Here is a 25686-nt window from a genome sequence, read left to right as displayed (position 1 = left end):
GCTTGCTCGCGAACCGCACTCTGCCGATATCCCGGCTCGGGCGGAGGAGGTTCGCGAGCACGCTCGCTCCTACAGGGAAGCTCACCAGCGCGCCGCCAGAAACTCCGCCACCCGCCGGTAATACCCGTCGACTTCCGGCACCAGGTTGCCCATCCGCAGGAAGTCATGGGTCATCCCGCAGCAGCGCTCGGCTTCCACCTCCACGCCCTGCGCCACCAGCGCATGGGCGTAGGCCAGGCCTTCGTCCAGCAACGGATCGAATTCCGCGGCCAACAGCAGCGCCGGAGCGCTGCCTTGCAGGGCCGCTCCCGCATGCAACGGCGAGCAACGCCAATCGCGGCGCTGAGAATCGTCGGGCACGTACTGCTCGTAGAACCAGTCCAGGCTGGCGGTTTCCAGCAGATAGCCTTCGGCGAACAGCTCCTGGGATTCGCTGCGCTTGCTGGCATCCGCCGCGGGATAGAACAGCAACTGCGCGCAAGGCTGCTCGACGCCCTCGCCCGCCAGCTCGGCGCAGAGCACGGTGGCCAGGGTAGCGCCGGCGCTGTCGCCGCCCACCGCCAGGCGGCGCGCGTTCAAGCCCAGGCTGGCGGCAGCAGCCAGCAGCCAGTTCCAGGCATCGCGGGCGTCGTGGGTAGCCGCCGGGAAAGGCGCCTCCGGTGCCAGTCGGTAGCCCAGCGAAATCACCGAGCAACCGCAGTGCTTCGCCAGCAGCCGGCACAAGCCATCGTGGGAATCCAGGCTGCCGACCGTGTAGCCGCCGCCGTGGAAATACAGGATCGCCGCGTCGCCCGCCCCGTTTCCGGTGAAAGCGGGCCGATACAACCGTGCGGGCAGTTCACGGCCATCCCGCGCAGGAATCCGCAATGCCTCCACCGGCATCGACGGCGCCCCGGCCTTGAGCGATTCGGACGACGCTTCGAAGTCCTCCCGCGCCTGCCCTACCGGCAGTTCATGCAGTGCCGGACGACCACTGCGGCGGCCCTCGTCGACCATATCGAGAAACGCGGAAATCTCCGGGTGCAGCATGCCGACCTCTGTCATCAATGCGTTCATACCGTGGCCTTTTCCTTGGCGCTTTCGACCTGCGCACAGCAGTAGCCGATCACACCGTCCAGTTCTTCACGCAGCGTCGCCATCAGCGCCTCGATGCGCGACGGGCGGAACACCCGGCGGCTGAACATGCAGCGCAGGGTCAGTTCGCCGTCATAGACCTGGCCGACGATCTCCAGCCAGTTGTTCATCGGCGTGCTGGCGGCGTAGGTGTCGCCGGGCTTCTCCTGCAGCGGCACGAACAGCGCCTGGTCATCGAAGCTCTGGTCGAACTGGCCGAGGTAGTTGAAGGTGACGCGCGGCTCGGCGCGGGCGGCGAGCTGGCGGCGCAGCGCGCTGTCGCCCAGGTAGCGCAAGGCGCCGTAGCCGATGCCCTTGTCCGGTACCGCGCGCAGTTGCTGGCGGATGGTCGGGATGGACTGGGCGTAACCGCCCTGCCCCGGCGTCAGGCGCAGCGGGAACAGGCTGGTGAACCAGCCGAGCGTGCGGCTGTGGTCGACGCTGTCGAGAATGTCCTCGCGGCCATGGCCTTCCAGGCCGATCAGCACCGACTCGCTGTCGCACCACTGGCACAGCGTGCGGCCCAGGGCGGTCAGCAGCAGGTCGTTGATCTGCGTGCGGTAGGCCTCCGGAGCTACCTTCAGCAGGCGCTGGGTCTGCTCGCGGTCCAGGCGCAGGAACGACTGCTCCAGGTGCGCCATGCGCTCGGCGCCGCGCGGGTTGTCGCGCAGCGGCTCGCCCAGGCCGGTGGTGTCGGTCTGCTCCAGCCAGTACGGCAGGTCGGCTTGCGCCAGTTGGCTGTCGGCATACTCGCGCAGGCCTTCGGCCCAGGCGCGATAAGTGCTGGTGCGCTCGAAACGCGGCGCCGGCTCGCCGGTAAGCTGCGCGGCGTAGCGCTGCTGCAACTCCTCCAGCAGGATGCGCCAGGACACGCCGTCCACGCCCAGGTGGTGGATCACCAGCAGCAGGCGCTGGGTGCCATCGGCCATGTCGGTGAGCACGCCGCGCAGCAGACGACCTTCGCTCAGGTCCAGGCTGCGCTGCGCCTGGTTGGCGATCAGCAACGCCTCCTCGGCATTCGCCGCCTGACGCTGCCAGAGCAACGCGCCGGTGATCTCGCTGGCCTCGCAATAGCGCTGGCGCCACACGCCGTCCGCGCCACGGGCGAAGGACAGGCGCAGGCTGCCGTGCTCGGCCAGCAAGCCTTGCAGAGCCGCTTCCAGCGCAGCCGCGTCGAGACGCTGGCGACACTCCAGCAGCACCGCCTGGTTGAAGTGGTTGGGCTCCTCCAGCTGCTGCTCGAACATCCATTGCTGGATCGGCACCAGGCCGAAGGATTCGCCGTCATCGGCGACCGCCACGGCCGCTGTCGGCGCGTCCTCGGCCACGCTCTCGGCGCGCTCCAACAGGCCGGCGATGGTCTGGTACTGCAACAGGTCGCGCAGACGGATTTCCACGCCCTCGCCCAGCGCCTGGCGGGCGCGGGAGACGATCTGCAGGCTGAGGATGGAATCTCCGCCGAGGTCGAAGAAGTTGTCGCGGATGCCGACGCGCTCCACTTGCAGCACATCCTGCCAGATGTCGGCCAGGGCCTGCTCGCGCGCGTTGCGCGGCGCCTCGTAGGCCTCGCCCTGCCAGGTCGGCTCGGGCAGCGCCTTGCGGTCGATCTTGCCGTTGGGCGACAGCGGGAAGCGCGCAAGCTTGAGAATCTGCGCCGGTACCATGTAGTCCGGCACCTGGGCGCGGAGGAAGCTGCGCAACGCGTCGCCTTCCACCTCACCGACCACGTAGCCCACCAGTTGCTTGCCGCTGATACCGTCGCGAGCGACCACCAGCGCCTCACTGACCTGCGGGTGATCCTGCAGGCGCGCCTCGATCTCGCCCAGTTCGATGCGGAAGCCGCGAATCTTCACCTGATGGTCGATCCGGCCCACGTAGTCGATCACGCCATCGGCGCGGCCGCGTACCAGGTCGCCGGAGCGGTACAAGCGCCCGCCGTTCGTATCGAACGGATCGGCGACAAAGCGCTCGGCGGTCAGGCCGGCACGCTCGTGGTAGCCACGCGCCAGGCCGTCGCCGCCGATGTACAGCTCGCCCGCCACGCCCAGTGGAACCTGGCGCAGTTGCTCGTCGAGGATGTACAGCTTGCGCGCGCCGACACCCTTGCCGATGGGGGCATACGCCGCATCGCAGGCCGTGGTGCGGTCGGCTTTCCACAGCAGCGGCGTGACCACGGTTTCCGTGGGGCCGTAGCCATTGATCAGGTGCTCGGCGCGCAGCGCGCGTTTGGCCAGCTCGAAGCTGGCATTGGGCACCGCATCACCACCGAAGCAGTAGATGCGCACCGGCGGCGGGTTGCCGTCACGCAGGGCGTGCTCGGCCAGTTGCTGCAGGTAGACCGGCGGGAAGGCCGCCACGCTCACCTGCTTGTCGTGCAGCACACGGTAGGTCTGCTCCGGCGTCCACAGCTCATCGCCGCGCAGCACCAGGCTGCCGCCGTGCACCAGGGTGGTCAGCCAGCGCTCGTGGGCGCCGTCGAAGGCGAAGGACATGAAGTGCAGCTCGCGGGTCGCCGCGTCCATCCGGTACAGCTCGCCGATGGCCGCGCAGTGCATGGCCAGCGGACCATGACTGACCGCCACGCCCTTGGGCTTGCCGGTGGAGCCGGAGGTGTAGATCAGGTAGGCGAGGTTTTCCGGCTCCAGCGCCACCACCGGCAGGTCGCTGTCTTCGCTAGAAAGATCAAGGCCGTCCAGCTCCAGGCACTGCACCCCTGCCGGCAGCGGCAGGCGTTCGCGCAGGCGGCTATCGGTGATCAGCAGCGCGATGCCGGCGTCACTCATCTGGAATTCCAGGCGCTCGCGCGGGTACTCGGCGTCCAGCGGTACGTAGGCACCGCCGGCCTTGAGCACCGCCAGCAGCACCAACGGAATGCGCACGCTGCGCGGCAGGGCCACGCCGACCCGGATTTCCGGGCCGACGCCCAGCGCCATCAGGCGATGGGCCAGGCGGTTGGAGTCGCGCTCCAGCGCCGCGTAGTCGATCTCCTCGTCGCCACAGATCAGCGCCACCTCATCGCCGCGCAGAGCGGCCTGACGCGCAATCGCCAGATGCACCGGCTCGGCTGGCGGCAGCGACTGGTGCGGGCCACGGCAGGCGGCCAGGGCCGCGCGGTCATCGGCGGACAGGCACTGCAGCTCGCCGACGCGCTTGCCGGCGCCGTGCAGCAGGCTGTCCAGCACCTGTTCCAGGTTGCCGCGCAGGCGCGCCACGGCCGGTGCGCTGAAGTGCGCGCGCAGGTACTGGTACTCGATCTCCAGCCTGTCGCCGACGCGCACCGCGAGGTCCATCGGAATGCTGGTCTCGTCCTTGGATTTCAGCTCGCCGAAACGCGGGCCCTGGGCGCTGCGCAGCACTTCGTCGACCGGGTAGTTCTCGAACACGATGATGCTGTCGAACAGCGCCTGCCCGGCCTGGCCGGCCCAGCGCTGGATGTCGTACAGCGGCGTGTGCTCGAACTCGCGCACGTCCAGGTTGTAGGCCTGCAGCTCACGCAGCCAGTCACCCAGATCGGCCTGTTCGGCCGGCGCCTGGACGATGGGCAGCGTGTTGATGAACAGGCCCAGCAGGCTGTCGGCACCGGCCAGTTGCGCCGGGCGCCCGGCCACGGTGGCGCCGAAGGCCACGCGCTGCTGGCCAGTGTAGCGTTGCAGCAGGAGAATCCACGCCGCCTGCACCAGGGTGTTCAGCGTCACCCGCTGGCTACGGGCGAAGGCTTTCAGGCGTTCGGTGGCCGCCGCGTCGTAGCGGCTGTATTCCAGGCCGTGGCCGCTGCCTTCGGCCGGGCGCGCCAGGCTGTCGGCCAGCACGGTGGGCTGGGCGAAGCCTTGCAGGCGCGCGCCCCAGAAGTCCTGGGCCTGCTGCGGGTCCTGGGCTTGCAGCCAGTGGATGTAGTCGCGGTAGCGGCCCTGCTCGGCGATGCTTTCGCCGTTGTAGCGGCGCAGGGCTTCGGCGAACAGCTGGGCGTTGCTCCAGCCGTCGAGCAGGATGTGGTGGTGGGTGTAGACCAGCTGGTGGCTGTCCTCGGTGCTGCGCACGAGCACCAGGCGCAGCAGCGGCGGACGCTCCAGGTCGAAGCTGCGGCTGCGTTCGGCGGCAGCCAGCTCGTCCAGTGCTGCATCCATGTCCTCGCGGCCACGCCAGTCCAGGACTTCCAGCGGCAGCTCGACACGTTTGTGCACGGCCTGAAGCGGCTTATCGAGGCCCTGCCAGTGCACGCCGGCGCGCAGGTTGTCATGGGCATCCAGCGCAGCCTGCCAGGCGCCGCGGAAGCGCTCGACGTCCAGCCCCTGCACTTCCACGCGCAGCTGGTTGACGTAGACGCCCCCCTCGCTGCCGTCCACGCCGTGGAACAGCATGCCCTGCTGCATGGGCGACAGCGGATAGAGGTCTTCGATCTCGTCGGGGTTCAGACCGAGCGCGGCCAGTTGGGCGGCATTCGGTGCCTCTATCTGAGCCGCGGCAACTGGCACCTCGGCGTGCACCATGTCACCGGCCACACGGGCCAGTGCCTGCAGCGTCTGGTGCTGGAACAGGTCCTTCGGGCTCAGCTGCAACCCGGCGGCACGCGCGCGGCTGACCACCTGGATGGAAACGATGGAGTCGCCGCCCAGTTCGAAGAAGTTGTCGTCCAGGCCGACCCGTTCCAGGCCCAGCACCGCGCACCAGATGGCCGCCAGGGTCTGCTCGCGCTCGCTCTCCGGCGCGCGGTAGCTTTTCTGCAGCAGACTGAAGTCTGGTTCCGGCAGGGCCTTGCGGTCCAGCTTGCCGTTGGGCGTGAGCGGCATGCGCTCCAGCAGGACGATCTGCGCCGGGACCATGTAGTCCGGCAGCTCTTCCAGCAGCGCGGCACGCAGGTCGGTATCGATCTGCCCGGTGACGTAGCCGACCAGTTGCTTGACCTGCCCCGCATCGCGAGCGATCACCACTGCCTCGCGCACGCCGGGTTGGCCGAGCAGGCGCGACTCGATCTCGCCCAGTTCGATACGGAAGCCGCGAATCTTCACCTGGTGGTCGAGGCGGCCGAGGTACTCCAGCACACCATCTGCCCGCCAGCGCGCCAGGTCGCCGGTGCGGTACATGCGCCGGCCTGGCTGGCCGTATAAACCAGCGTAGGGATCAGCGACGAAGCGCTCGGCGGTCAGCTCGGGGCGCCCATGGTAGCCGCGCGCCAGGCCGTCGCCGGCAATGTACAGCTCGCCGGCCACGCCAATGGGCGCCGGCTGCAGTTCGCCGTCGAGGATATACAGCTGGGTGTTGGCGATAGGCTTGCCGAGCAGTGCGCGGGCGCCCTTGTCGATCTTCCAGGCCGCCGACCAGATGGTGGTTTCGGTGGGGCCGTAGAGGTTCCAAAGAGCCTCGGTCTGCGTGGTGAGCTTGTCCGCCAGCTCGGCGGACAACGCCTCGCCGCCGCAGAAGAAGCGGCAACCATTCAGGCGCGGGAAGTCTTCGTGGCCGCTGAGCAGCGTCCAGGTGCTCGGCGTCGCCTGGATCACCGTCACGCCCTGCTCCAGTGCCACGCCCAGCAGGCGCGCCGGGTCGCGGGCGACGTCGCGGTCTACCAGCACCACGCGGCCGCCGACCAGCAGCGGCAGGTACAGCTCCAGCGCGGAAATATCGAAGGACAGCGAGGTGAGCGCGAGCACGCGGTCCCGCGCATCCAGGCCCGGTTCGCTGGCCATGCTGAGCATGAAGTTGACCACCCCGCCGTGGCGCACCGCGACGCCCTTGGGCTTGCCGGTGGAGCCGGAGGTGTAGATGAGGTAGGCGAGATCGTCCGGGCGAGCGAGGTTGTGCAGATCGCTGTCGGCGTAGCCTTCCAGTTGTGCCCAGTCGCGGTCCAGGCAGAACGCGCGGGCGCCGGTCTGCGGCAGCTCGCCGAGCAGGTGCTGCTGGGTCAGCAGCAGGCGCACGTCGCCGTCGTCGAGCATGTGCGCCAGGCGTTCGGCGGGGAATTCCGGGTCCAGCGGCACGTAGGCGCCGCCGGCCTTGAGCACGGCGAGCAAAGCCACCGGCAGTTCGACGGAGCGCTCCAGCGCCACGCCGATGCGGCTGTCCGGGCCGACACCCTGCTCACGCAGCCAGTGCGCGAGGCGATTGGCGCGGCTGTTCAGCTCGGCGTAGCTGAAGCTGCGCTGGCCATCGGTCAGCGCGATGTCGTTCGGCGTGCGCGCCGCCTGCTGCTCGATCAGTTGGTGCAGGCAGGCATCGCGCGGATACTCCACGTCGGTGGCGTTCCAGCCGTAGAGCAATTGTTCACGCTCGCGGCCATCGAGCAACGGCAGGCGCGCGACCGGGCAATGCGGATCGGCGACGATACCGCGCAGCAGGTTGAGGAAATGCCCGCAGAGGCGTGAGAGGGTCGCCTCATCGAACTGGTCGGTGGCGTACATGAACTGCCCGCGCACCTGGCCGTCGCGGCTTTCCTCGGTGTTCAGGGTCAGGTCGAATTTGGCGATGCCGCTGTCCAGCTCCAGGCTTTCCAGCTGCAGGCCGCCGGGCAGCTCGCGCAGGGTATCGCGGCGGCTCGGCTGGTGGTTGCAGGCCACCTGGAACAGCGGGTTGTAGCTCAGGCTGCGCTCGGGCTGCAGCGCATCCACCAGTTGCTCGAAGGGCAGGTCCGGGTTGGACTGGGCGCCGAGCACCGCTTCACGGGTGCGGGCCAGGAAGGCGTTGAAGGATTCGTCGCCATCGATGCGTGCCGTCAGCACCTGGGTGTTGACGAAGAAGCCGATCAGCCGCTCACTCTCGGCACGGCCACGGCCGGCAATGGGCACGCCGACGCGCAGCTCGCGCTGGCCGCTGTAGCGCGACAGCAGCAGCTGGTACGCAGCGAGGATCAACATGAACAACGTGGCGCCCTGCCCTCGCGCCAGGTCGCGCAGCGCTTCGCTCAGCTCGCGAGGCAGCTCGAAGTCGAAAGTGGCGCCGCGATAACTCTGCACCAGCGGACGCGGCCGGTCGCCCGGCAGGGTCAGCAGCAGCGATTCGTCGCCCAACTGCTCCTTCCAGTACGCCAGTTGCCGCTCGCCCTCGCCGGCCGCCAGCCACAGGCGCTGCCAGCGGGCGATGTCGCTGTACTGGATCGGCAGCTCGGCCAGGTCGGCTTTCGCGCCTTGCACCTCGGCGCTGTACAGCACCGCGAACTCGTCAATCAGTACCCCGATGGACCAGCCGTCGGCGATGATGTGATGCAGGTTCACCAGCAGCAGCGCTTCACCCGGCAGTCGCGCCAGGTGCAGGCGCAGCAATGGGCCTTCGGCGAGGTCGAAGGAACGCTGCGCACAATCGTCAAGCCATTGCCGCGCCTCGGCTTCGCTACCGAAATCCTTCGCCTCCAGCTGCGCCGACCCAGGCGGCAGGATGCACTGCATCACCGCGCCATCTGCCGCCATACCCGGCCCACCTTGCGGCGGATGACGCTGCGCGTCATTCGCCCTACCAGAGCGGTCCTCTGCCGAGCGCAGAACCTCGTCATCCGGCTCCCGTAGGGCGCATAACGCGCCAGCGTTATCCGCCGAGGCATGGTGCCCAGGCTGTGCCGTGCGGAACACGGTGCGCAGGCTTTCATGGCGCGCGATCAGCGCGGTGAAGGCACGCTCCAGCGCGCCTTCGTCCAGCGTGCCGCGCAGGCGTACGGCGGCCGGGATGTTGTAGGCGGCGCTGTGCGGCTCCATCTGCCAGAGGAACCACAGGCGCGCCTGGGCCGCCGACAGTGGCGCGTGTTCGCGCCCCTCGCGGAGGATCGGCAGGCGCGACAGGCTCACGCCCTTCTCGCGAAGCTGGCGCAGGAAGACGATCTGTTTGTCCTCGGAGAGCGCGCCAAGGCGCTCCGCGACCTGCTTCAGCTGAGCGTCCATCGGGTGGGTCATTACAGGTTCTCCAGCTCGCCGAGCAGTTCGTCCATCAGGTCCAGTTCCTCTTCCGCACTGGCGGAGCTCGCGCGCTGGGCTTCGATCCAGGCGGCCAGCGCCTCGATATTGCTCAGCTCGAACAGGCGATGCAGCGGCAACTCAAGGCCCAGGCGCTGACGCAGGGTCAGGCCGACCTGGGTGAGCAGCAGCGAATGGCCGCCCAGCTCGAAGAAGTCGTCGTGCAGGCCGACGCGATCCACTTGCAGCACGTGCTGCCAGATACCGGCCAGCTCGACTTCCAGGTCGCTGCGCGGCGCCACGTACTCGCGCTGGCTCGCGCTCAGTTGCGGGTCCGGCAGGGCCTTGCGGTCCAGCTTGCCGTTGGGCGACAGCGGCATGGCGTCGAGGGCGATGATCCGCGACGGCACCATGTAGTCCGGCAGTTCGCCTTGCAGCGCCTGGCGCAGGGCTTCGGGCTCGGCGCTGGCGACGACGTAGGCCAGCAGCACACCGTCCTTCGCCACCACCACCGCTTCGCTGACCTCCGGCTGCGCTTGCAGGCGCGCCTCGATCTCGCCCAGCTCGATGCGCAGGCCGCGAATCTTCACCTGGTGGTCGAGGCGGCCGAGGTACTCGATGGCACCGTCTTCGCGCTGGCGAGCCAAATCGCCGGTGCGGTACAGCCGCTCAGCGCTGCCAAACGGATCGGCAATGAAACGCTCAGCCGTCAGACCGGGGCGCGCGTGGTAACCGCGCGCCAGACCCACGCCGCCAATGTACAGCTCGCCGGCCACGCCCTGCGGCACCGGCTCCAGGCGCTCGTCCAGCAGCACCAGGCGCAGGTTGTCGATAGGCCGGCCGATGGGCACCACGTGCCGCGCGTTGGCATCAATGCAGGCCCAGAAGCTGACGTCGATCGCCGCCTCCGTCGGGCCGTAGAGGTTGTGCAGTTTCGCGCTGCTGCGCTGACGGAACTGCTGTTGCAGCTCGTAGGGCAGCGCCTCGCCGGAGCACATCACCTGCAGCAGCGAGGTGCAGCGCTCCAGTTCGCCGGAAGCGACGAAGGCCTGCAGCATCGACGGCACGAAGTGCAGCGTGGTGACCCTCCCCGCCTCGATCACCCGGCGCAGCGCCGACGGGTCGCGGTGCGCACCGGGCGCGGCGACCACCAGCGCCGCACCGGTCATGAGCGGCCAGAAGAACTCCCACACCGACACGTCGAAGCTGAACGGGGTCTTCTGCAACACGCGGTCGGAGGCATCCAGCGCGTAGGCTTTCTGCATCCAGTGCAAGCGGTTGACCAATGCGCGATGGCTGTTGCCGGCGCCCTTGGGTTTACCGGTGGAACCGGAGGTGTAGATGAGGTACGCGAGGCTCTGCGGGCTACCCTGGATGACGGGGTTCTGCTCGGAAGCCGTGGCGATTTCGCTCCACTGGCTGTCCAGGCACAGGGTTTCCGCAGCCGTCTGCGGCAGGCGTTCCAACAGGTATTGCTGGGTCAGCAGAAGATTGACGCCGCTGTCGCCCAGCATGTGTTGCAGGCGGTCCTGCGGGTAGTCCGGGTCCATCGGCACATAGGCGCCGCCGGCCTTGACGATGCCCAGCAGGGCCACCACCAGCTCCACCGAACGCTCTGCGGCCACACCGACCAGTACGTCCGGGCCGACACCCTGGCCGCGCAGCCAGTGCGCAAGCTGGTTGGCGCGGGCGTTGAGCTGGGCGTAGCTCAGGCGCTGTTCGCCGAATTGCAGGGCCAGCGCATCCGGGGTCGCGGCAACCTGGCGTTCGATCAGCTCCTGCAGCTGCACGTCTGCCGGGAATGTCGCCTCGGTGTCGTTGAAGCGTTGCAGCAGCGCGTTGCGCTCCGCGTCGGCCAGCTGGCTGACGCGACCCAGCGGGCGCTCGGCGTCTTCCACCAGAGCCAGCAGCAGGCGCTCGAAGTGGCCGCGCAGCTGTTCGATCTGGCTCGCGCTGAAGCGGTCGGCACGGTAGGTGTAGCGCACGTCCACCTGCTCGCCGGCACTGGCCACCAGGGCCAGGGCGTAGTTGGTGCCGTCCACCGGGCGATGGCCGAGGATGCGCAGCTCATCGCCAGTGGACGACGACAGTGCCGCATCCATGGGGAAGTTTTCGAACACGATGAGGCTGTCGAACATCGCCTGCCCGCCACGGCCGGCCCAGCGCTGGATGTCGTACAGCGGCGTGTGCTCGAACTCGCGCACGTCGAGGTTGAAGTCCTGCAATTGGCGCAGCCAGTCGCCGACGCGCTGGGCGTCGTCCGGGGTCTGCAGGATCGGCAGTGTGTTGATGAACAACCCGAGGCTCTCCTCCGCCCCCGGCAGGCTGGCCGGTCGCCCGGCCACGGTGGCGCCGAAGGTGACGCTGCGCTGTCCGCAGTAACGTTGCAGCAGCAGCGCCCAGGCACCTTGCACCAGGGTGTTGAGGGTGATTCGCTGGGCCTGGGCGAAGCGTTGCAGCGGCGCCGAGTCGAGACGGCTGTGCAGCTCGCGCAACGGTTCCTCGCGGAAGCTCGCGTTGCAGGCGGTGGCCAGCAGGGTCGGCTCGTCGAAGCCTTTCAGGCGTTCGCGCCAGAAGGTTTCACCGATAGCGCCGTCCTGGGCATGCAACCAGCCGATGTAGTCACCGTACTGCGCGGCGGGCGCCGGCAGCGTCTCACCACGGTAGAGGGCGAGCACTTCGCCGATCAGCCGCGCGCTGCTCCAGCCGTCCAGCAGCAGGTGGTGGCAGGTCCAGATCAGGTGGTAGCGGCACTCACCGAGACGCACCAGCGCCAGGCGTTGCAGCGGCGGCTGGGCCAGGTCGAAGCCGAGGTTGCGCTGGGCGTCGGCGACGCTTTCCAACTGCTGCTCGCTGACCTGCTGGTCGCGCCAGTCAAAGGACTGCACCGGCAACTGCACCTCACGCAGGACGAACTGCAACGGCGCCGAATCCGCGCTGGCGAGGAAGCCAGTGCGCAGGTTGGCGTGACGGGCAATGACCGCGCGCCAGGCGTCGAGGAAGCGGGCTTCATCGAGACCATCCAGATCGACGCGCAGCTGGTTGACGTAGAGCGACGAGCCCGGCACGTCGAGGGCATGGAACAGCATGCCCTGCTGCATCGGCGACAGCGGATAGAGGTCCTCGGAACCTGCCGGCAGCGGCAGTGCATCGAGCTGTGGCTGGTCGAGGCCGAGCAGCGGCAGTTCGCTGGCTTGCAGCGGGAGTGGCGTATTCAGGCAATAAGCGACCAGCGCCTGCAATTCGGCGCGCAGCAGCGCTTGCAGCTCGTCGATGTCGGCAGCGTCGAACATGAAGCGGCTGTAGGTGACTTCCAGGCTCAGCTCACCGCCCAGCACGCGGCCGGCGTAGACCAGTGCATTGCCCAGCGCCGCATTCAGCGGTTGGCTGCGGCCGACGCCTTCGAAGGCCGGCAGGAAGTCGGCGTCGGCAAACGCCTGGTCGAGCTGGCCGAGGTAGTTGAAGGTGACCTGCGGCGCCGGCAGGTCACGCAGGCTGGCTGCGTGCTGGCTGAGGTAGCGCAGTTGGCCGTACCCCATGCCGGCGCGCGGCAGGTTGCGCAGGTGTTCGCGGGTGGCGCGCAGGTCCGCGCCCGGCTCGCCGCCGGCTTGCAGGCGCAGCGGATACAGCGCGGTGAACCAGCCCACGGAGCGGCTCAGGTCCAGCGCTGCCTCATTGTCGAAGGCATCGCGGCCATGGCCTTCCATTTCCACCAGCGCGGAGGACTCGCCGGTCCAGGCGCACAGCGCGCGGGCCAGGGCGGTCAGCAGCAGGTCGTTGATCTGCACGCGCTGCGCTTTCAGCGCCGGGCCGAGCAGTTGGCGGGTGGTTTCGGCGTCGAGGCTGAAGCACGCATTGGCGGCTTCTTTCCAGGTGCCCGGAGCATCGCTGCGAGCACGCTTGAGCGACGGCGCACCGCGCAGTTCGCCTTGCCAGTAAGCCAGCTCGGCAGCGACTTCGGCGCTGTTGGCGGCTGCCTGCTGGCGAGCGCTCCAGGCCTGGTAGCTGTCGCTGCGCGGCAACGCGGCGGGCGTGCGGCCGGCGCGCAGTTCGCGGTAGGCGTACTGCAGGTCTTCCAGCAGGATGCGCCAGGACACGCCATCCACCGCCAGGTGGTGGATCACCAGCAGCAGGCGTTCGCCGCCGCTTTCCAGCGTGACGTGCATGGCGCGCAGCAGCGGGCCGTTGGCGATATCCAGGCTGGCCTGGGCGTCGTCGCACAGGCGCTCCAGGGTGCGAGCGTCGGCGGCGCGGCGCCGCCAGAGCAGGGTCATATCGAGCGGGCCGTGTTCGGCGTAACGCTGGCGGCTGCCGTCGAAGCGCAGGCGCAGTGCGTCGTGCTGGCCGACCAGCCAGTGCAGCGCGCGGGCCAGTGCGTCGCTGTCCAACGCTTCGCGCGGTTGCAGCAGCAGTGCCTGGTTCCAGTGATGCCGTTGGGCGTTCGGCATGCGTTCGAAGAAGCGCGCCTGCACCGGCGACAGGATCACCTCGCCGCTGACGGCAGCCACCGGAGCCGGTGCCGCAACGGCAGCCGGCGCGCGGCTTTCCAGCCATTGTGCGAGCTGGCGGACGCTCTGCCGCTCGAACAGCTGTTTCGGGCTGAGCTTGTAACCCAGCTTACGGATGCGCGCGATGATCTGCAGGCTGAGGATCGAGTCGCCGCCCAGCTCGAAGAAGTTGTCTTCGGCACCGACGCGCTCGACTTTCAGCACGGCCTGCCAGATGTCGGCGATGCGCTGCTCCAGTTCGCTCAGCGGCGCGCTGTCCACTGCCTTGGCGACCGACTCGGCTCGCGGCAGTGCCTTGCGATCCACCTTGCCGTTGGCGTTCAGCGGCAGGCGTTCCAGCAGGATGAGCTGGGCTGGCAACAGGTATTCGGGGACTTCGGCCGCCAGGCTTTCACGCAGGTTTTCAACGCTCTGCCCTTCTGCAACAGCCCAGGCCAGCAGTCTCATCGGGCCGTCGCCCTCACGCTCGGCCAAGGCCACGGCATCACGCACGCCGGGCAGGCGCTTGAGCGCCTGCGCCAGTTCGCCCGGCTCGACGCGGTAGCCACGGATTTTCACCTGGTCATCGACGCGGCCGAGGAATTCCACGGCGCCGTGACGGTTCAGGCGCACACGGTCGCCACTGCGGTACAGGCGCTCCCCCTCGATCTCCACGAAGCGTTCGGCCGTCATTCCCGGCTGGCCGAGGTAGCCCAGTGCCAGGCCGGCACCGCCGATGTACAGCTCGCCCGCTACGCCCGGCAGCAGGTCACGACCATGCTCGTCGAGCACGCGGATGGCGGTGTTGGCCAACGGCGTACCGATGGGCAGGCTGGCCGCCGGCAGATCATCCACCAGCGACCATTCGTGGGTCAGTGCGCCCACGGTGGACTCGCTGGGGCCGTAGTGGTTGACGATGCGCAGCTTGGGCGAGAGCTCGCGCAGCGCTTGCAGCAGCGCGCGGTCGCAGGCTTCACCGCCCACCACCAGCAGGCGGCGCGGTAGCACGGCGGCAGCATTCGGTGCGGCCGCCAGCAAACCGGCGAGATGGCTGGGGACGATCTTCAGCACGTCCACGTCCTGCATGAACGCGGCGAAGCGTTCGGCATCCGCCACCGCCTGGGCATCCGCCAGGTGCAGGCGGCCACCGCCGCACAGCGCGCCGAACAGCGTGGTGTGGCCGAGGTCGGCGGCCACCGAGGAAACCATCGCCATGCCCAGGCCCTGGGCGCGGCCCTGGTCCAGTTGCAGGCGTTCGAGCACAGCTTGCACGTAGTTGGCCAGCGCGCCGTGGCTGACGCGCACGCCCTTGGGTTGGCCGGTGGAGCCGGAGGTGAAGATCACATAGGCGGCCTGCTGCGGGTCGATCCGGCGCGCGGGCGCGGCAGCGCTGCCCTGTTGCGGGCCGCCGAACGGGATCAGCATGGCCGCTTCGCCGAAGGTTTCCAGCAGCGCAGCCTCACTCAGCAACACGCGGCCGATGCCGTTGTCCTGGATCAGATTACGCAGGCGTTCGGCGGGTTGCGCCGGGTCCAGCGGCACGTAGGTGGCGCCAGCCTTGAGCACGCCCAGCAGCAGGAGCACCCACTGCGCGCTGCGCTCCTGGCAGATGGCGACGCACTCGACCGGCTCCACGCCGCTGTCGATCAGCGTATTGGCCAGGCGGTTGCTGCGCGCATCCAGTTCCGCGTAGCTGTAGCGCACGCCCTCATCCTGTACAGCGATGGCGTCCGGTTGCGCGGCGACCTGTGCGGCAAACAGGCCGAGAACATCCCGTTGCGGCCATTGGCGCACCTCGCCACGACGGCGCGACACCACCGGGCGCGGCAATTCACCAAGGGCGCGTTGCGGCTCGGCGCACAACTGGCGCAGCAGCGTTTCGAACTGGCTGGCGATGGCGGCGACGCTGGCATCAAGGAACAGGTCGCGGGCATAGACGAAGCTGCCGCGCAGCTCATCGCCCGGCTGGCCGTTGGCGTCCAGCGCCTCGGCCATGTCCAGGGCCAGGTCGAAGCGCGCGCCGTACTGCTCTTCGCTGAACAGTTCCAGCTTCAGCGCGCCGGCATCGGGCAGGCGGCTGACGTCGAAGCCGAAGTTGAACTTCACCTGCACCAGCGGGTTGTAGGCCAGGCTGCGTTCGGGTTGCAGCGCTTCCACCAGTTGTTCGAACGGCAGGTCCTGGTTCGCTTGCGCGCCCAGCGCCAACGGCTTGAGGCGAGCCAGCAGCACGGCGAAGGATTCGTCGTCGGCGAGTTGGAACGGCATCACCTGGGTGTTGACGAAGAAGCCGATCAGCCCTTCGGTTTCCAACTGCTGGCGGTTGGCGATGGGCACCGCGATGCGCAGGTCGCGCTGGCCGCTGTAGCGCTGCATCAGCACGGCATAGGCGCCGAGCAGCAGCATGAACAGGGTGACGTCCTGCTCGCGGGCCAGTTGCTTGAGACGGCCACCCAGCCCGGCATCCAGGCTGAAGCCGAGGCTGCCGCCGCGGTAGCTCTGCACCGCCGGGCGCGGGTGGTCGGCGGCCAGTTCCAGGACCGGTGTGTCCTGGCTGAGTTGCTCGGTCCACCAGTTCAGCTGACGCCGGCCCTCCTCGCCCGCCAGCAGCTCGCGCTGCCACTGGGCGTAGTCGGCGTACTGCACCGGCAGCGCCGGCAGTTGCAGTGCCTCGCCGGCAGCGAAGGCGCCATAGAGACGGCTGAACTCGTCCACCAGCACGCGGATCGACCAGCCATCGGAGACGATGTGGTGCATCGTCAGCAGCAGCACGTGGTCGGTGTCGGCCACCTCTTTTGGAGACAATCGCATCAGCGTGAGACGCAGCAGCGGGCCGTTGCGCAGGTCGAACGGGCGCTGTGCTTCCACCTCGGCCAATCGACGGGCGGCAGCTTCGGCGTCTTTTTCAGCGGACAGGTCGACCCGCGCCAGCTCCAGCGGCTGGGCCGGCTGGATGCGTTGGAAGGCCTGGCCGTCCACTTCGTCGAAGGTGGTGCGCAGGGTTTCGTGGCGCGCCACCAGGGCATCGAAGGCACGGCGCAGCGCGGACTCATCCAGCTCGCCGCGCAGGCGCAGGGCGCCCGGCACGTTGTAGGCGGCGCTGGCCGGCTCCATCTGCCAGAAGAACCACAGGCGGCTCTGCGCGGCGGACAGCGGCAGGTTGCCGTCGCGGGCCATGGCACGCAGTTGCGGGCGGGCGCTTGGGCTCAGCGCACCGAGCCGGGCGACGAATTCGTCCAGGCGGCTGGCCTCGAACAGATCGCGCAGCGGGACTTCGCAACCCAGGTCGCGGCGCAGGCGGGAGATGACTTGCGTGGCCAGCAGCGAGTGGCCGCCCAGCTCGAAGAAATCATCCTCGCGGCCGATGGCCGGCACGCCGAGCACTTCGGCCCAGACGGCGGCGACACGGCTTTCCAGGCCCTCGCGCGGGGCTTCGGTTGTGCTGGCGGCGTCCTGTGGCTCGGGCAGCGCCTTGCGGTCGATCTTGCCGTTGGCGTTGAGCGGCATTTCGGCAAGGACGAGGATGCGCGACGGCACCATGTACTCCGGCAGTTGCGCACGCAGCGCGGCTTTCAGGATGTCTTCGGCGACGCCTTCGCCCGTCACGTAGCCCAGCAGGCGCTTGCCACGTTCGCTGTCACGGGCGATCACTGCCGCTTCGCGCACGCCGGGCAGCGCGCGCAGGCGGGCTTCGATCTCGCCCGGCTCGATACGGAAGCCACGGATTTTTACCTGCTGGTCGACGCGGCCGAGGTAGTCCAGCGCGCCGTCTTCACGCCAGCGCACGCGGTCGCCGCTGCGGTACAGGCGCAGGCCGTCGGCGTAGGGGTCGGCGACGAAGCGTTCGGCGGTCATGCCGGCGCGCTGGTGGTAGCCGCGGGCGAGGCCGTGGCCGCCGATGTACAGCTCGCCGGCCACGCCACGCGGCAGCGGCTGCAGGCGGTCGTCGAGGATATACAGGCTGCGTTCGCCGACCACTTCGCCGATGGGCGCATACGCCGCGCCGCACGCCGTGCGCGCATCCGCCTTCCAGAGCATCGGGGTGACCACGGTTTCGGTGGGGCCGTAGCCGTTGATCAGGTGTTGCGGTTTCAGCGCCTGGTGCGCCAACTGGTACGCCGCTTCCGGCACCGCGTCGCCGCCGAAGCAGTAGATGCGCATGCTCGGTGCGTGGCCATGCTCTTTATCCAGAGCCGTCGCTTGTTCAGCCAGCTGTTGCAGGTAGGCCGGCGGGAAGGCGGCGACGGTCACTGCATGACGGCGCAGTTGATCGAGCGTCTGCTCGGCGGTCCACAGCGCGTCGTTGCGAATCAACAGGCTGCCGCCGTGGGACAGCGCGGTGAGCCAGCGCTCATGGGCGCCGTCGAAGGCGAAGGACATGAAGATCAGTTCGCGATCGTCGCTGGTCATCGCATAGCGCTGGCCGATGGCGCGGCAGTGCGCGGCGATCTCGCCGTGGGCGACGGCAACGCCCTTGGGTTGGCCAGTGGAGCCGGAGGTGTAGATCAGGTAGGCGAGGTTCTGCGCCTGGATGCGCAGCAGCGGGCGCACTGCCAGGGCGTTGGCGAGGTCGGCTTCTTCCAGCACCAGGCGCTCGACGCCTTCGGGCAACGGCAGGCGTTCGGCCAGCGCGGCGTTGGTCAGCAGCAGGTCCACACCGGCGTCCTGCATCAGCCAGGCCAGGCGCTCCTCGGGATAGTCGACGTCCAGCGGCAGGTAGGCGCCGCCGGCCTTCATCACCGCCAGCAGGGCCAGCGGGATATCCACGCCGCGCGGCAGCGCCACGGCAACCCGGCGTTCCGGGCCGATGCCGCGCTGGATCAGGCGCTGCGCCAGGCGGTTGGAGCGGTCTTCCAGCTCGGCGAAATTCACCTCGCGTTGATCGTCGATCAGCGCGACCTTCGCCGGATGGCGGCGGGCCTGGGCGGCGATGGTCTCGCTCAGCGCCTCGAAGGCCGGCGCATCACCGGCCACGGCGATGCTCCAGTCGCTGGCGGGCAACCAGTCGCGGGCATCAAGCGCGGCGTCGGCATTCATCTGCGGCAAGGCGCGCAACAGGTCGAGGAAGTGCCCGACGAGGCGCTGCATACCAGTGGCGGCGTAGCGCTCCTTCGCGTAGCAGAAGCTCACGCGCAAAGACTGCTCGCCTTCGCGGACGCGCAGCACCAGGTCGAAGGGAGTTTCCAGGTCAAGCTGTTCCAAAGCTTCCACGCTGACGCCCGGCAGGCCGTTGCCGGCGCGCGGCTGCCACTGGTGGTCGAAGGCCACCTGGCACAGCGGATGGCGTCCGTGGCCGCGCTCGGGCTGCAGGGCTTCCACCAGTTGTTCGAACGGCAGGCCCTGGTGCGCCTGGGCTTGCAGCAGGTCGTCGCGCAGTTGGCGGAGCACGCCGCGCAGGCTGGCGCCTTCGGGCAGCTCGCTGCGCAGCACCAGCAGGTTGACGAAGAAGCCGACCAGACGTTCGCTGTCGAGCTGCTCGCGGCCTGCCTGGGTCAGGCCGATTCGCAGGTCGTGCTGGCCGCTGTAGCGTTGCAGCAGCAGGTTGTAGGCGCTGAGCAGCACCATCGGCAGGGTGGCGCCGTGGGCCTGGGCCAGACCGCGCAGTTTTCCGGTCAGTTCGGCGTCCACTTCGCGCTCGATCAGCTCGGCGCTCTGGCCTTTTTCACCGGTCGCGAACGGTAGCTCCAGCGGCGAATGCTGGGCGCCCAGGCGTTCGCTCCACCAGTCCAGCAGGCGCGCGCCCTCACCCGCTTCCAGCTTGTTCTGCTGGGCAGCGGCGAGGTCGAGGTACTGGCGGGGCAGCGCCGGCAGCACCGGCTCACGCTGCTCGACGATGGCGCGGTAGCACTCGGCGAATTCGTCCAGCAGCAGGTTCAGCGACCAGCCGTCGGCGATGATGTGGTGCACGCAGAGCAGCAGCGCCTGGCGGCCACCGCCGAGGTTCTGCAGGCGCAGGCGCAGCAGCGGGCCGGCGGCCAGGTCGAAGGGTTGCGCGGCGAAGGCCTCGGCGTCCTCGCGGGCGGCGATGTCTCGGCGGGCGTTGCCCAGGGAGCTGAAGTCGCTCTCGGTCAGCTCGACCTGGCTGGCGTCGGACAGGCTCAGCGCCACCTCGCCATCGGCTTGCTCGATGAAGCGGCTGCGCAGGGTTTCATGGCGACCCAGCAGCATCGCGAAGGCCTGCTCCACCGCGGGGCGGCGCAGCTCGCCGCGCAGGCTCATGCGCCCGGCGATGTGGTAGACGGCGCTTTCCGGTTCCAGCTTCCAGAGGAACCACAGGCGGCGCTGGGCTGGCGACAGCGGCAGCAAACCGTCACGCGGGACCTGCGCCACGGCCTCGACCTGAGTGGTCGGCAGTGCGGCCAGCGCGGCGACGAAGGAGCCCAGCTCCGGCGCTTCGAACAGCAGGCGCAGTTCCACGGCACGGCCGAGGCGTTCGCGCAGGCGCGCCATCAGTTGAGTGGCCTTGATGGAGTTGCCGCCCAGGGCGAAGAAGTTGTCGTCGCGGCGGATCGCCGGCAGTTCCAGCACTTCGCTCCACAGCGCGGCGATGGCTTGCTCTTCAGCGGACAACGGCGCGACCGGCCTGGTGCTGGCGCCATCGCTGATCGGCTCGCCGGCACGCTGGATGGCATAGGCCTGCAGGCTGCCATCGAGCAGCTGCGCGCGGCACGCCGAGCGCTGCAGCTTGCCGCTGGAGGTCTTGGGCAATGCGCCCGGCTCCAGCAACGCCACCACCAGCGGCGCCTCCTGGAAGGTCTCGGCCACGGCGGCGGAGATGGCTTTCGCCAGCGCCTCGGCGGAGATCAGCTTGCGCACGCTACGGCCGACTTCGGCGGCGATGCCAATGCCATCGCGGCCCTGGTGTTCGATGGCGAAGGCGGAGACGCGACCCTTGCGCACCAGGTCCACCTCTTCTTCCACGCAGCGCTCCAGGTCCTGCGGGTAGAGGTTCTGCCCACGAACGATGAGCATGTCCTTGAGGCGGCCGGTAACGAAGAGTTCGCCGTTGTGCAGGAAGCCCAGGTCGCCGGTACGCAGCCAGGTGCGGCCGTCCTTCTCGACGAAGGTGCGCGCGCTGGCTTCCGGGTTGCGCCAGTAGCCCAGCGCGACGCTGGGGCCACTGCTGCAGATTTCGCCGACGCGATCCGGGCCGAGGGTTTCGCCACTCACTGGGTCGACCAGTTGCACGTCGTGGTCCGGCTGGGTGCGGCCGCAGTTGATCAGCGAAGTACCGCGCCCCGGGCGGGCGACGTTTTCACCCAGGGCGTTGAGGTCGACTTCCAGCTGGGCTATGCCTTCGCCACGCACGCCGCCGGTGACGAACAGGGTCGCTTCGGCAAGGCCGTAGCAGGCGTAGAAGGACGAGGCGTCGAATTGCGCCGGGGCGAACCAGGCGGCGAAGCGTTCCAGGGTGTCCGGGCGGATCGGCTCGGAGCCGGAGAAGGCCACGCGCCATTGGCTCAGGTCGAGGCCTTCCAGCGCGGCCTCGTTGACTCGCTCGCAGCACAGCCGGTAGGCGAAGTCCGGGCCGCCGCTGACGGTGCCGCCGAAGCGGGCGATGGCTTCCAGCCAGCGGCGCGGGCGTTCGAGGAAGTAGCGCGGCGACATCAGCACGCACTCGATGCCGCTGTAGATCGGCTGCAGCAGCCCGCCGATCAGGCCCATGTCGTGGAACAGCGGCAGCCAGCTGACGATCACGTCGTCGTCACCGATGCCGAAACCGTGACGGATCAACCGCTCGTTGGCGACCAGGTTGCCATGGCTGACCTGCACGCCCTTGGGTGTCGAGGTAGAGCCGGAGGTGTACTGCAGGAAGGCGATGTCGTCGTCGGCCAGTTCCGGCATCTGCCATTCGACGGCCAGCGCCGGATCGGCCTGGTCCACCGCCAGCAGCAGCGGGCTGTCGCCGTTCTCGCGTTCGCAGGCCGGGCGCAGGTCTTCGATCAGCGTGGAGTCGGTGAGCACCAGGCTGGGTTCTGCGTCGTCGAGGATCGAGCGCAGGCGCGCCAGGTGCTGCGGGCGCACCGACTCCGGCGGATAGGCCGGCACGGCGATGATCCCCGAGTAGAGGCAGGCGAAGAATGCGGTGACGTATTCAGGACCGCTGGGCAATAGCAGCACGGCGCGGTCGCCCTGCTGGCCGTGGCGCAGCATCCAGGCGGCCATGGCGCGGGCGCGCTCGTCCAGCTCGCGGAAGCTGATGGGCTGTTCGACATTCTCGGCGATGAATCGCAGGGCAGTCTTGCGCGGCATTTCGCAGGCGCGTTGCAGCAGGGCCTCGACCAGGTTTCCTGCGGCTTCGTAACGGTCGTTCATGACATCACCTGTTCTGGCGGCGAATGGTGGGTATTCGCCGGGAAAAAATTTTCGGGAATGAACCTGAGCGCGCGAGCTAGAGCCAGGCGAGGCGGAAGGCAGACAAAAAAGCGCAGTTCACTGCAGTGAATGAGCATTTTTTGTCTGTCTTCCAACGACGCATGGCCGACGCGCAGCCGCTCAGGCCCCGTGACCTTCGGCCATCGCAACGACTACCTTGCGCGGCCCGCTGAACGGCGAGCGCGCATGCGCCGCCAGCATGTTGTCGAGCATCAGCACATCGCCGCTGGTCCAGGGGAAGCTCACCTTGGCCTCCTCCAGCACGCCGCGGACTTCGTCGAGTACCGAGGGTTCGATGGGGCTGCCGTCGCCGTAGTAGACGTTGCGCGGCAGGTCTTGCTCGTCGACGATTTCCAGCAGGCTCTCGCGCACTTCCGGCGGCAGGTTGGAGACGTGGAACAGGTGCGCCTGGTTGAACCAGACCCAGTCGCGGGTGGTCGGGTGCTGCGCCACTGCCTGGCACACCTGGCGAGTGCGCAGCTCGCCGTCTTCCTTCCACTCCCAGCCGATCTTGTGAGCCCTGCAGTAGGCCTCGACCACGGCCGGATCGTCGCTGTTGAACACCTGTTCCCAGGCCACATCCAGGCCGTTGCCGAAGTTGCGGGTGTACATCAGCCCGCGCTCGGTGAAGCGTCGGCGGATGCCTTCGTCTACCTGGCGGTAGATCTCGCGGCTGTCGGCGATGGGAGTCTCGCCGCCGCTCTGTGCGGCCTGCACGCAGTAGAACCAGATCTTCATCGGCCACTCGCGGGTGTAGGCCTGTTCGTTGTGCAGCGGGATGTGCTGGTGCGGCGGGTATGCGGTGGAGGTGTACACGCCGCTGGTGACGTTGCTGCGCGGCGTAGAACCGAATTCGTAGTTGAGCAGCGGATGGCCGAAGCCGGCGGCGAACTCGCGGAAGCGCTCCGCCGCACCGACCTGGAAGCCACGGAAGAGAATGCCGGCGCACACCGGCAGGCGCTCTTCAACCAGCGGGCGCAGTTCGGCCAGGGCATCGAGCAGGTCGATACCCTCGCCGCGCGCCTGCACCAGCAACGGCAGGCCGCCGCGCGCTTCAACCAGGGGAGCGATATCGAACAGAGTGGAGGTAGTCATCTGGATTCTCCGCGAGGGGCACTCAGGCCAGCGCTGCGCTGGACGGGTTCCCCGGTTGCTGCAGGCGGCCGAGCATCAGTTCGAGCAGGCGCGCCTCGTCGGTGTTGATGAAGAAGTGGCCGCCTTCGAGCATCTCCAGGGAGAAACCGGCGCAGGTCTCGTCCTGCCAGGCCGACAGCGACTCGACCGAAAGCCGGTCGCCCTTGCCACCGAACACATGGATCGGGCAGGTCAGCGGCGCGCGTCGGCGGTAGTCGTAGCGGCCGCAGAGGAGGAAGTCGGCGCGCATCACCGGCAGGGTCAGGGCAAGCATCTCGGCATCGGCGAACACCGCCGCCGAGGTGCCGCCCAACCGCTGCATGCGTTCGATCAACTGCGCGTCGCTCTGCTCCTGCGCCAGCTCACGATGGCTGTCGCGGTGTGACGGCGCAGAGGCGGCCGAGGCGAACAGCGCCTGCGGCAGCGGCAGGCCGCGCTCGCGCAGGGCATGGGCCAGTTCGAAGGCCAGCAGACCGCCGAGGCTGTGGCCAAAGATGGCGTAAGGCAGATCCAGGCGTGCGGCGATCTCATCGGCCAGTTGGCTGGCGAGAGCTCGCAGATCGGTCTGCAGGCCTTCGGCGAAGCGCCGACCACGGCCGGGCAACTCCACCGGGCAGACCTCGATCCACTCCGGGAGCTGGCGCTTCCAGCGCGCATAGAGCATGGCGCTGGCGCCGGAGTACGGCAGGCAGAACAGACGCAGCACGGGTCAGTGCCCCGCAGCCTGGCCGTCCATCTTCTGCCGCAGGCTCAGCGGGCGCATGTCAGTCCAGTTGGCTTCGACGAAGGCCAGGCAGTCGGCCTTACTCCCCTGCTTGCCGGCCTCACGCCAGCCGGCCGGGACTTCCTTGTAGACCGGCCACAGCGAGTACTGCTCTTCGCCATTGACCAGCACCTTGTACACCGCGTCTTCGCGATCGAAAGCCATTGCTCTTCTCCTCTCTCCAGATGGGGATGCCGACGCAGAGCGGTTACCCCGTTTTTCCAGCTCTGCCATGAAGACGAGGGAGGCAAAGAAATAGTTAGTGTTCTCGGATGCGATTAATTCTCATAAGATATGCGCCGGCGAAATTTCCTGGCTTGTCCTTCACCTGTAAGTCGAGAGTTCTGACGAATGGATGCGAATGAAAAAACTTCACACTTGTGTGGGAACCCTGTCCCAGAGCGATAGTCAGAGTCTCTCGAATAAATTGATAATAATTATCATTTGATCTAGATTGACCGCCTCAACCCATGTGGACGTCCCCGCCTCCGCCGCCGCATAGGAACACCTTGCATGTCCAAGCCAATGCCCGCCGAGTCGCGCCCCGCTCTCCACGAGCTGTTCGCCACCCACCGGCAGACCTTCATCAATGCGGCCGCACGCATCCTCGGCTGCCGCAGCCATGCCGAAGACGTGGTGCACGATGCGTACATCAAGCTCAATGCGAGCGACCTCACCCCCGGCATCCAGTCGCAGAGCGGCTACCTGATGCGTGTGGTGCGCAACCTGGCCATCGATCTCTATCGCCGTCAGGCGCTGGAGAAGCGCTACTCGGGTAGCGAGGAAGAAGGCATGCACATCGCGACGCCGTCCGCGTCACCGGAAATGGAGCACGAGGACCGGGAGACCCTGGAAGCTATCTCCAGCGCCCTGCAGACGCTGCCCGAGCGCACCCGCTATGCCTTCGAGATGTACCGCCTGCACGGCCGCACGCAGAAGGAAATCGCCGAGGAACTGGGCGTCTCCCCGACCCTGGTGAACTTCATGGTGCGCGACGCGCTGATCCACTGCCGCAAGACCCTCAAGGGCCTGGAAGAAGGCCGCGGCTGATGCTCAGCCTTCCGCCGCCAGAGCGCGGAAGGTCGAGCGATACTGCTCCGGCGTGGTGCCCGACAGCCGCCGGAACATGGCGATGAACGCCGAGGGGCTGCTGTAGCCCAGGTTGAAGGCGATCTGCTGCACCCCCTCCCCCGATGCCAGTGCCTCGATGGCGGCAAGAAACCGCAGGCGCTGGCGCCATTCGCCGAACGACATCCCCAACTCCCGCTGGCAGGCCCGCGCGAGGGTGCGCTCGGTGCTGTGCACGCGCTCGGCCCATTGCGCCAGAGTGCGGTTGTCGCCCGGCTCGGCCTGCAGCGCGGCCAGCACCTCACCCAGCGCGCCGCCGCTGGCATAAGGCAGGTAATCATCATGGGGCTGTGCGGCCTGGAGCTGGTCGATCACCACTTCGGCCAGGCGCTGGTCGGCTGCGCTCTGCGGGATGTTGACCCGGCGTGCGGCGAAGTCGGAGAGGATCGCCTTGAGGATGTCGCTGATCGCCAGAGTGCAGGGATTCTGCGGCAGCTTGCGCGCCAGTTCGGCGGACACGTACAGCGAGCGATAGACGATGGCCTGCCGGTTGTAACAACTGTGTAAACGCCCCGGCGGCACCCATACCGCGTACTGCGGCGGCGAGAGAAAGCGCTGGCCGTCCACTTCCAGCTCCATCACCCCGTGGGAGGCGTAATTGAGCTGGCCCCAGGCGTGGCGGTGGCTGGGCGAGTGAGTCCCGGCGTCGAACTCGTCGTAGCGAAAGTACAGATCGGCGGGCAGGCGGTCGATGTCAGGAAGGGGAAGCGGCAGTACGCGGGTCATGTCCGAAAGCCGGGGTGGATTGTCTTATTTTCATTATACGTCTGGATTCGGACGAGCGGAGAATATGCACCGTTATCCCCGGAAGCGTTTC

The 25686-nt window shown here is 68.2% G+C and carries 8 protein-coding genes; 1 reads left to right on the top strand and 7 read right to left on the bottom strand.

Features of this window, described 5'->3' with window-relative positions; genetic code table 11:
* Positions 1 to 81: 81 nt before the first annotated feature.
* From GJV37_RS26870 to GJV37_RS26845, 6 genes are all read right to left on the bottom strand, one after another.
* Positions 82 to 1056 (bottom strand): alpha/beta hydrolase, encoded by a 975-nt coding sequence (locus GJV37_RS26870; protein ID WP_193453143.1) that lies wholly within the window; start codon positions 1054 to 1056, stop codon positions 82 to 84.
* Entirely contained in the window at positions 1053 to 8984 is a 7932-nt protein-coding gene (locus tag GJV37_RS26865) for a non-ribosomal peptide synthetase (RefSeq protein WP_246228449.1), read from the bottom strand. The genes GJV37_RS26870 and GJV37_RS26865 overlap by 4 nt, the downstream gene beginning before the upstream one ends.
* The gene (locus GJV37_RS26860) at positions 8984 to 21784 is read right to left on the bottom strand and encodes a non-ribosomal peptide synthase/polyketide synthase (RefSeq protein ID WP_193453142.1); all 12801 of its coding nucleotides are present in this window, start codon (positions 21782 to 21784) and stop codon (positions 8984 to 8986) included. The genes GJV37_RS26865 and GJV37_RS26860 overlap by 1 nt, the downstream gene beginning before the upstream one ends.
* 180 nt (positions 21785 to 21964) lie before the next feature.
* Entirely contained in the window at positions 21965 to 22939 is a 975-nt protein-coding gene (locus GJV37_RS26855) for a TauD/TfdA family dioxygenase (RefSeq protein ID WP_193453141.1), read from the bottom strand.
* 22 nt (positions 22940 to 22961) lie between these two features.
* Positions 22962 to 23684: a thioesterase II family protein gene (locus GJV37_RS26850; protein ID WP_193453140.1), complete on the bottom strand. Its 723-nt coding sequence runs from the start codon at positions 23682 to 23684 to the stop codon at positions 22962 to 22964.
* Positions 23685 to 23687: 3 nt separating this feature from the next.
* On the bottom strand, positions 23688 to 23906 hold the full coding sequence (locus GJV37_RS26845) for an MbtH family protein (protein ID WP_024764718.1): 219 nt from the start codon (positions 23904 to 23906) through the stop codon (positions 23688 to 23690).
* Positions 23907 to 24254: 348 nt separating this feature from the next.
* Here GJV37_RS26845 and GJV37_RS26840 point away from each other — a divergent pair, with 348 nt between their 5' ends.
* Positions 24255 to 24791 carry an RNA polymerase factor sigma-70 gene (locus tag GJV37_RS26840; RefSeq protein WP_065084377.1) on the top strand — a complete coding sequence of 179 codons (537 nt, stop codon included), beginning with the start codon at positions 24255 to 24257 and terminating at the stop codon, positions 24789 to 24791.
* Between the two features lie 3 nt (positions 24792 to 24794).
* Here GJV37_RS26840 and GJV37_RS26835 read toward each other — a convergent pair whose 3' ends face one another.
* Entirely contained in the window at positions 24795 to 25595 is an 801-nt protein-coding gene (locus GJV37_RS26835) for an AraC family transcriptional regulator (protein ID WP_024764716.1), read from the bottom strand.
* Positions 25596 to 25686: the final 91 nt, after the last annotated feature.

This window comes from Pseudomonas nitroreducens, from assembly GCF_010994165.1.
GTDB classification, from domain to species: domain Bacteria; phylum Pseudomonadota; class Gammaproteobacteria; order Pseudomonadales; family Pseudomonadaceae; genus Pseudomonas; species Pseudomonas nitroreducens.
Note: the sequence above shows the minus strand (reverse complement) of the source record. Positions and strands in the feature narration are given on the sequence as shown.

Bases quoted from the DNA above. Each gene is read 5' to 3' on its own strand.
- GJV37_RS26835 (WP_024764716.1), bottom strand. From the start codon at position 25,595: ATGACCCGCGTACTGCCGCTTCCCCTTCCTGACATCGACCGCCTGCCC.
- GJV37_RS26870 (WP_193453143.1), bottom strand. From the start codon at position 1,056: ATGAACGCATTGATGACAGAGGTCGGCATGCTGCACCCGGAGATTTCC.
- GJV37_RS26845 (WP_024764718.1), bottom strand. From the start codon at position 23,906: ATGGCTTTCGATCGCGAAGACGCGGTGTACAAGGTGCTGGTCAATGGC.
- GJV37_RS26865 (WP_246228449.1), bottom strand. From the start codon at position 8,984: ATGACCCACCCGATGGACGCTCAGCTGAAGCAGGTCGCGGAGCGCCTT.
- GJV37_RS26855 (WP_193453141.1), bottom strand. From the start codon at position 22,939: ATGACTACCTCCACTCTGTTCGATATCGCTCCCCTGGTTGAAGCGCGC.
- GJV37_RS26840 (WP_065084377.1), top strand. From the start codon at position 24,255: ATGTCCAAGCCAATGCCCGCCGAGTCGCGCCCCGCTCTCCACGAGCTG.
- GJV37_RS26860 (WP_193453142.1), bottom strand. From the start codon at position 21,784: ATGAACGACCGTTACGAAGCCGCAGGAAACCTGGTCGAGGCCCTGCTG.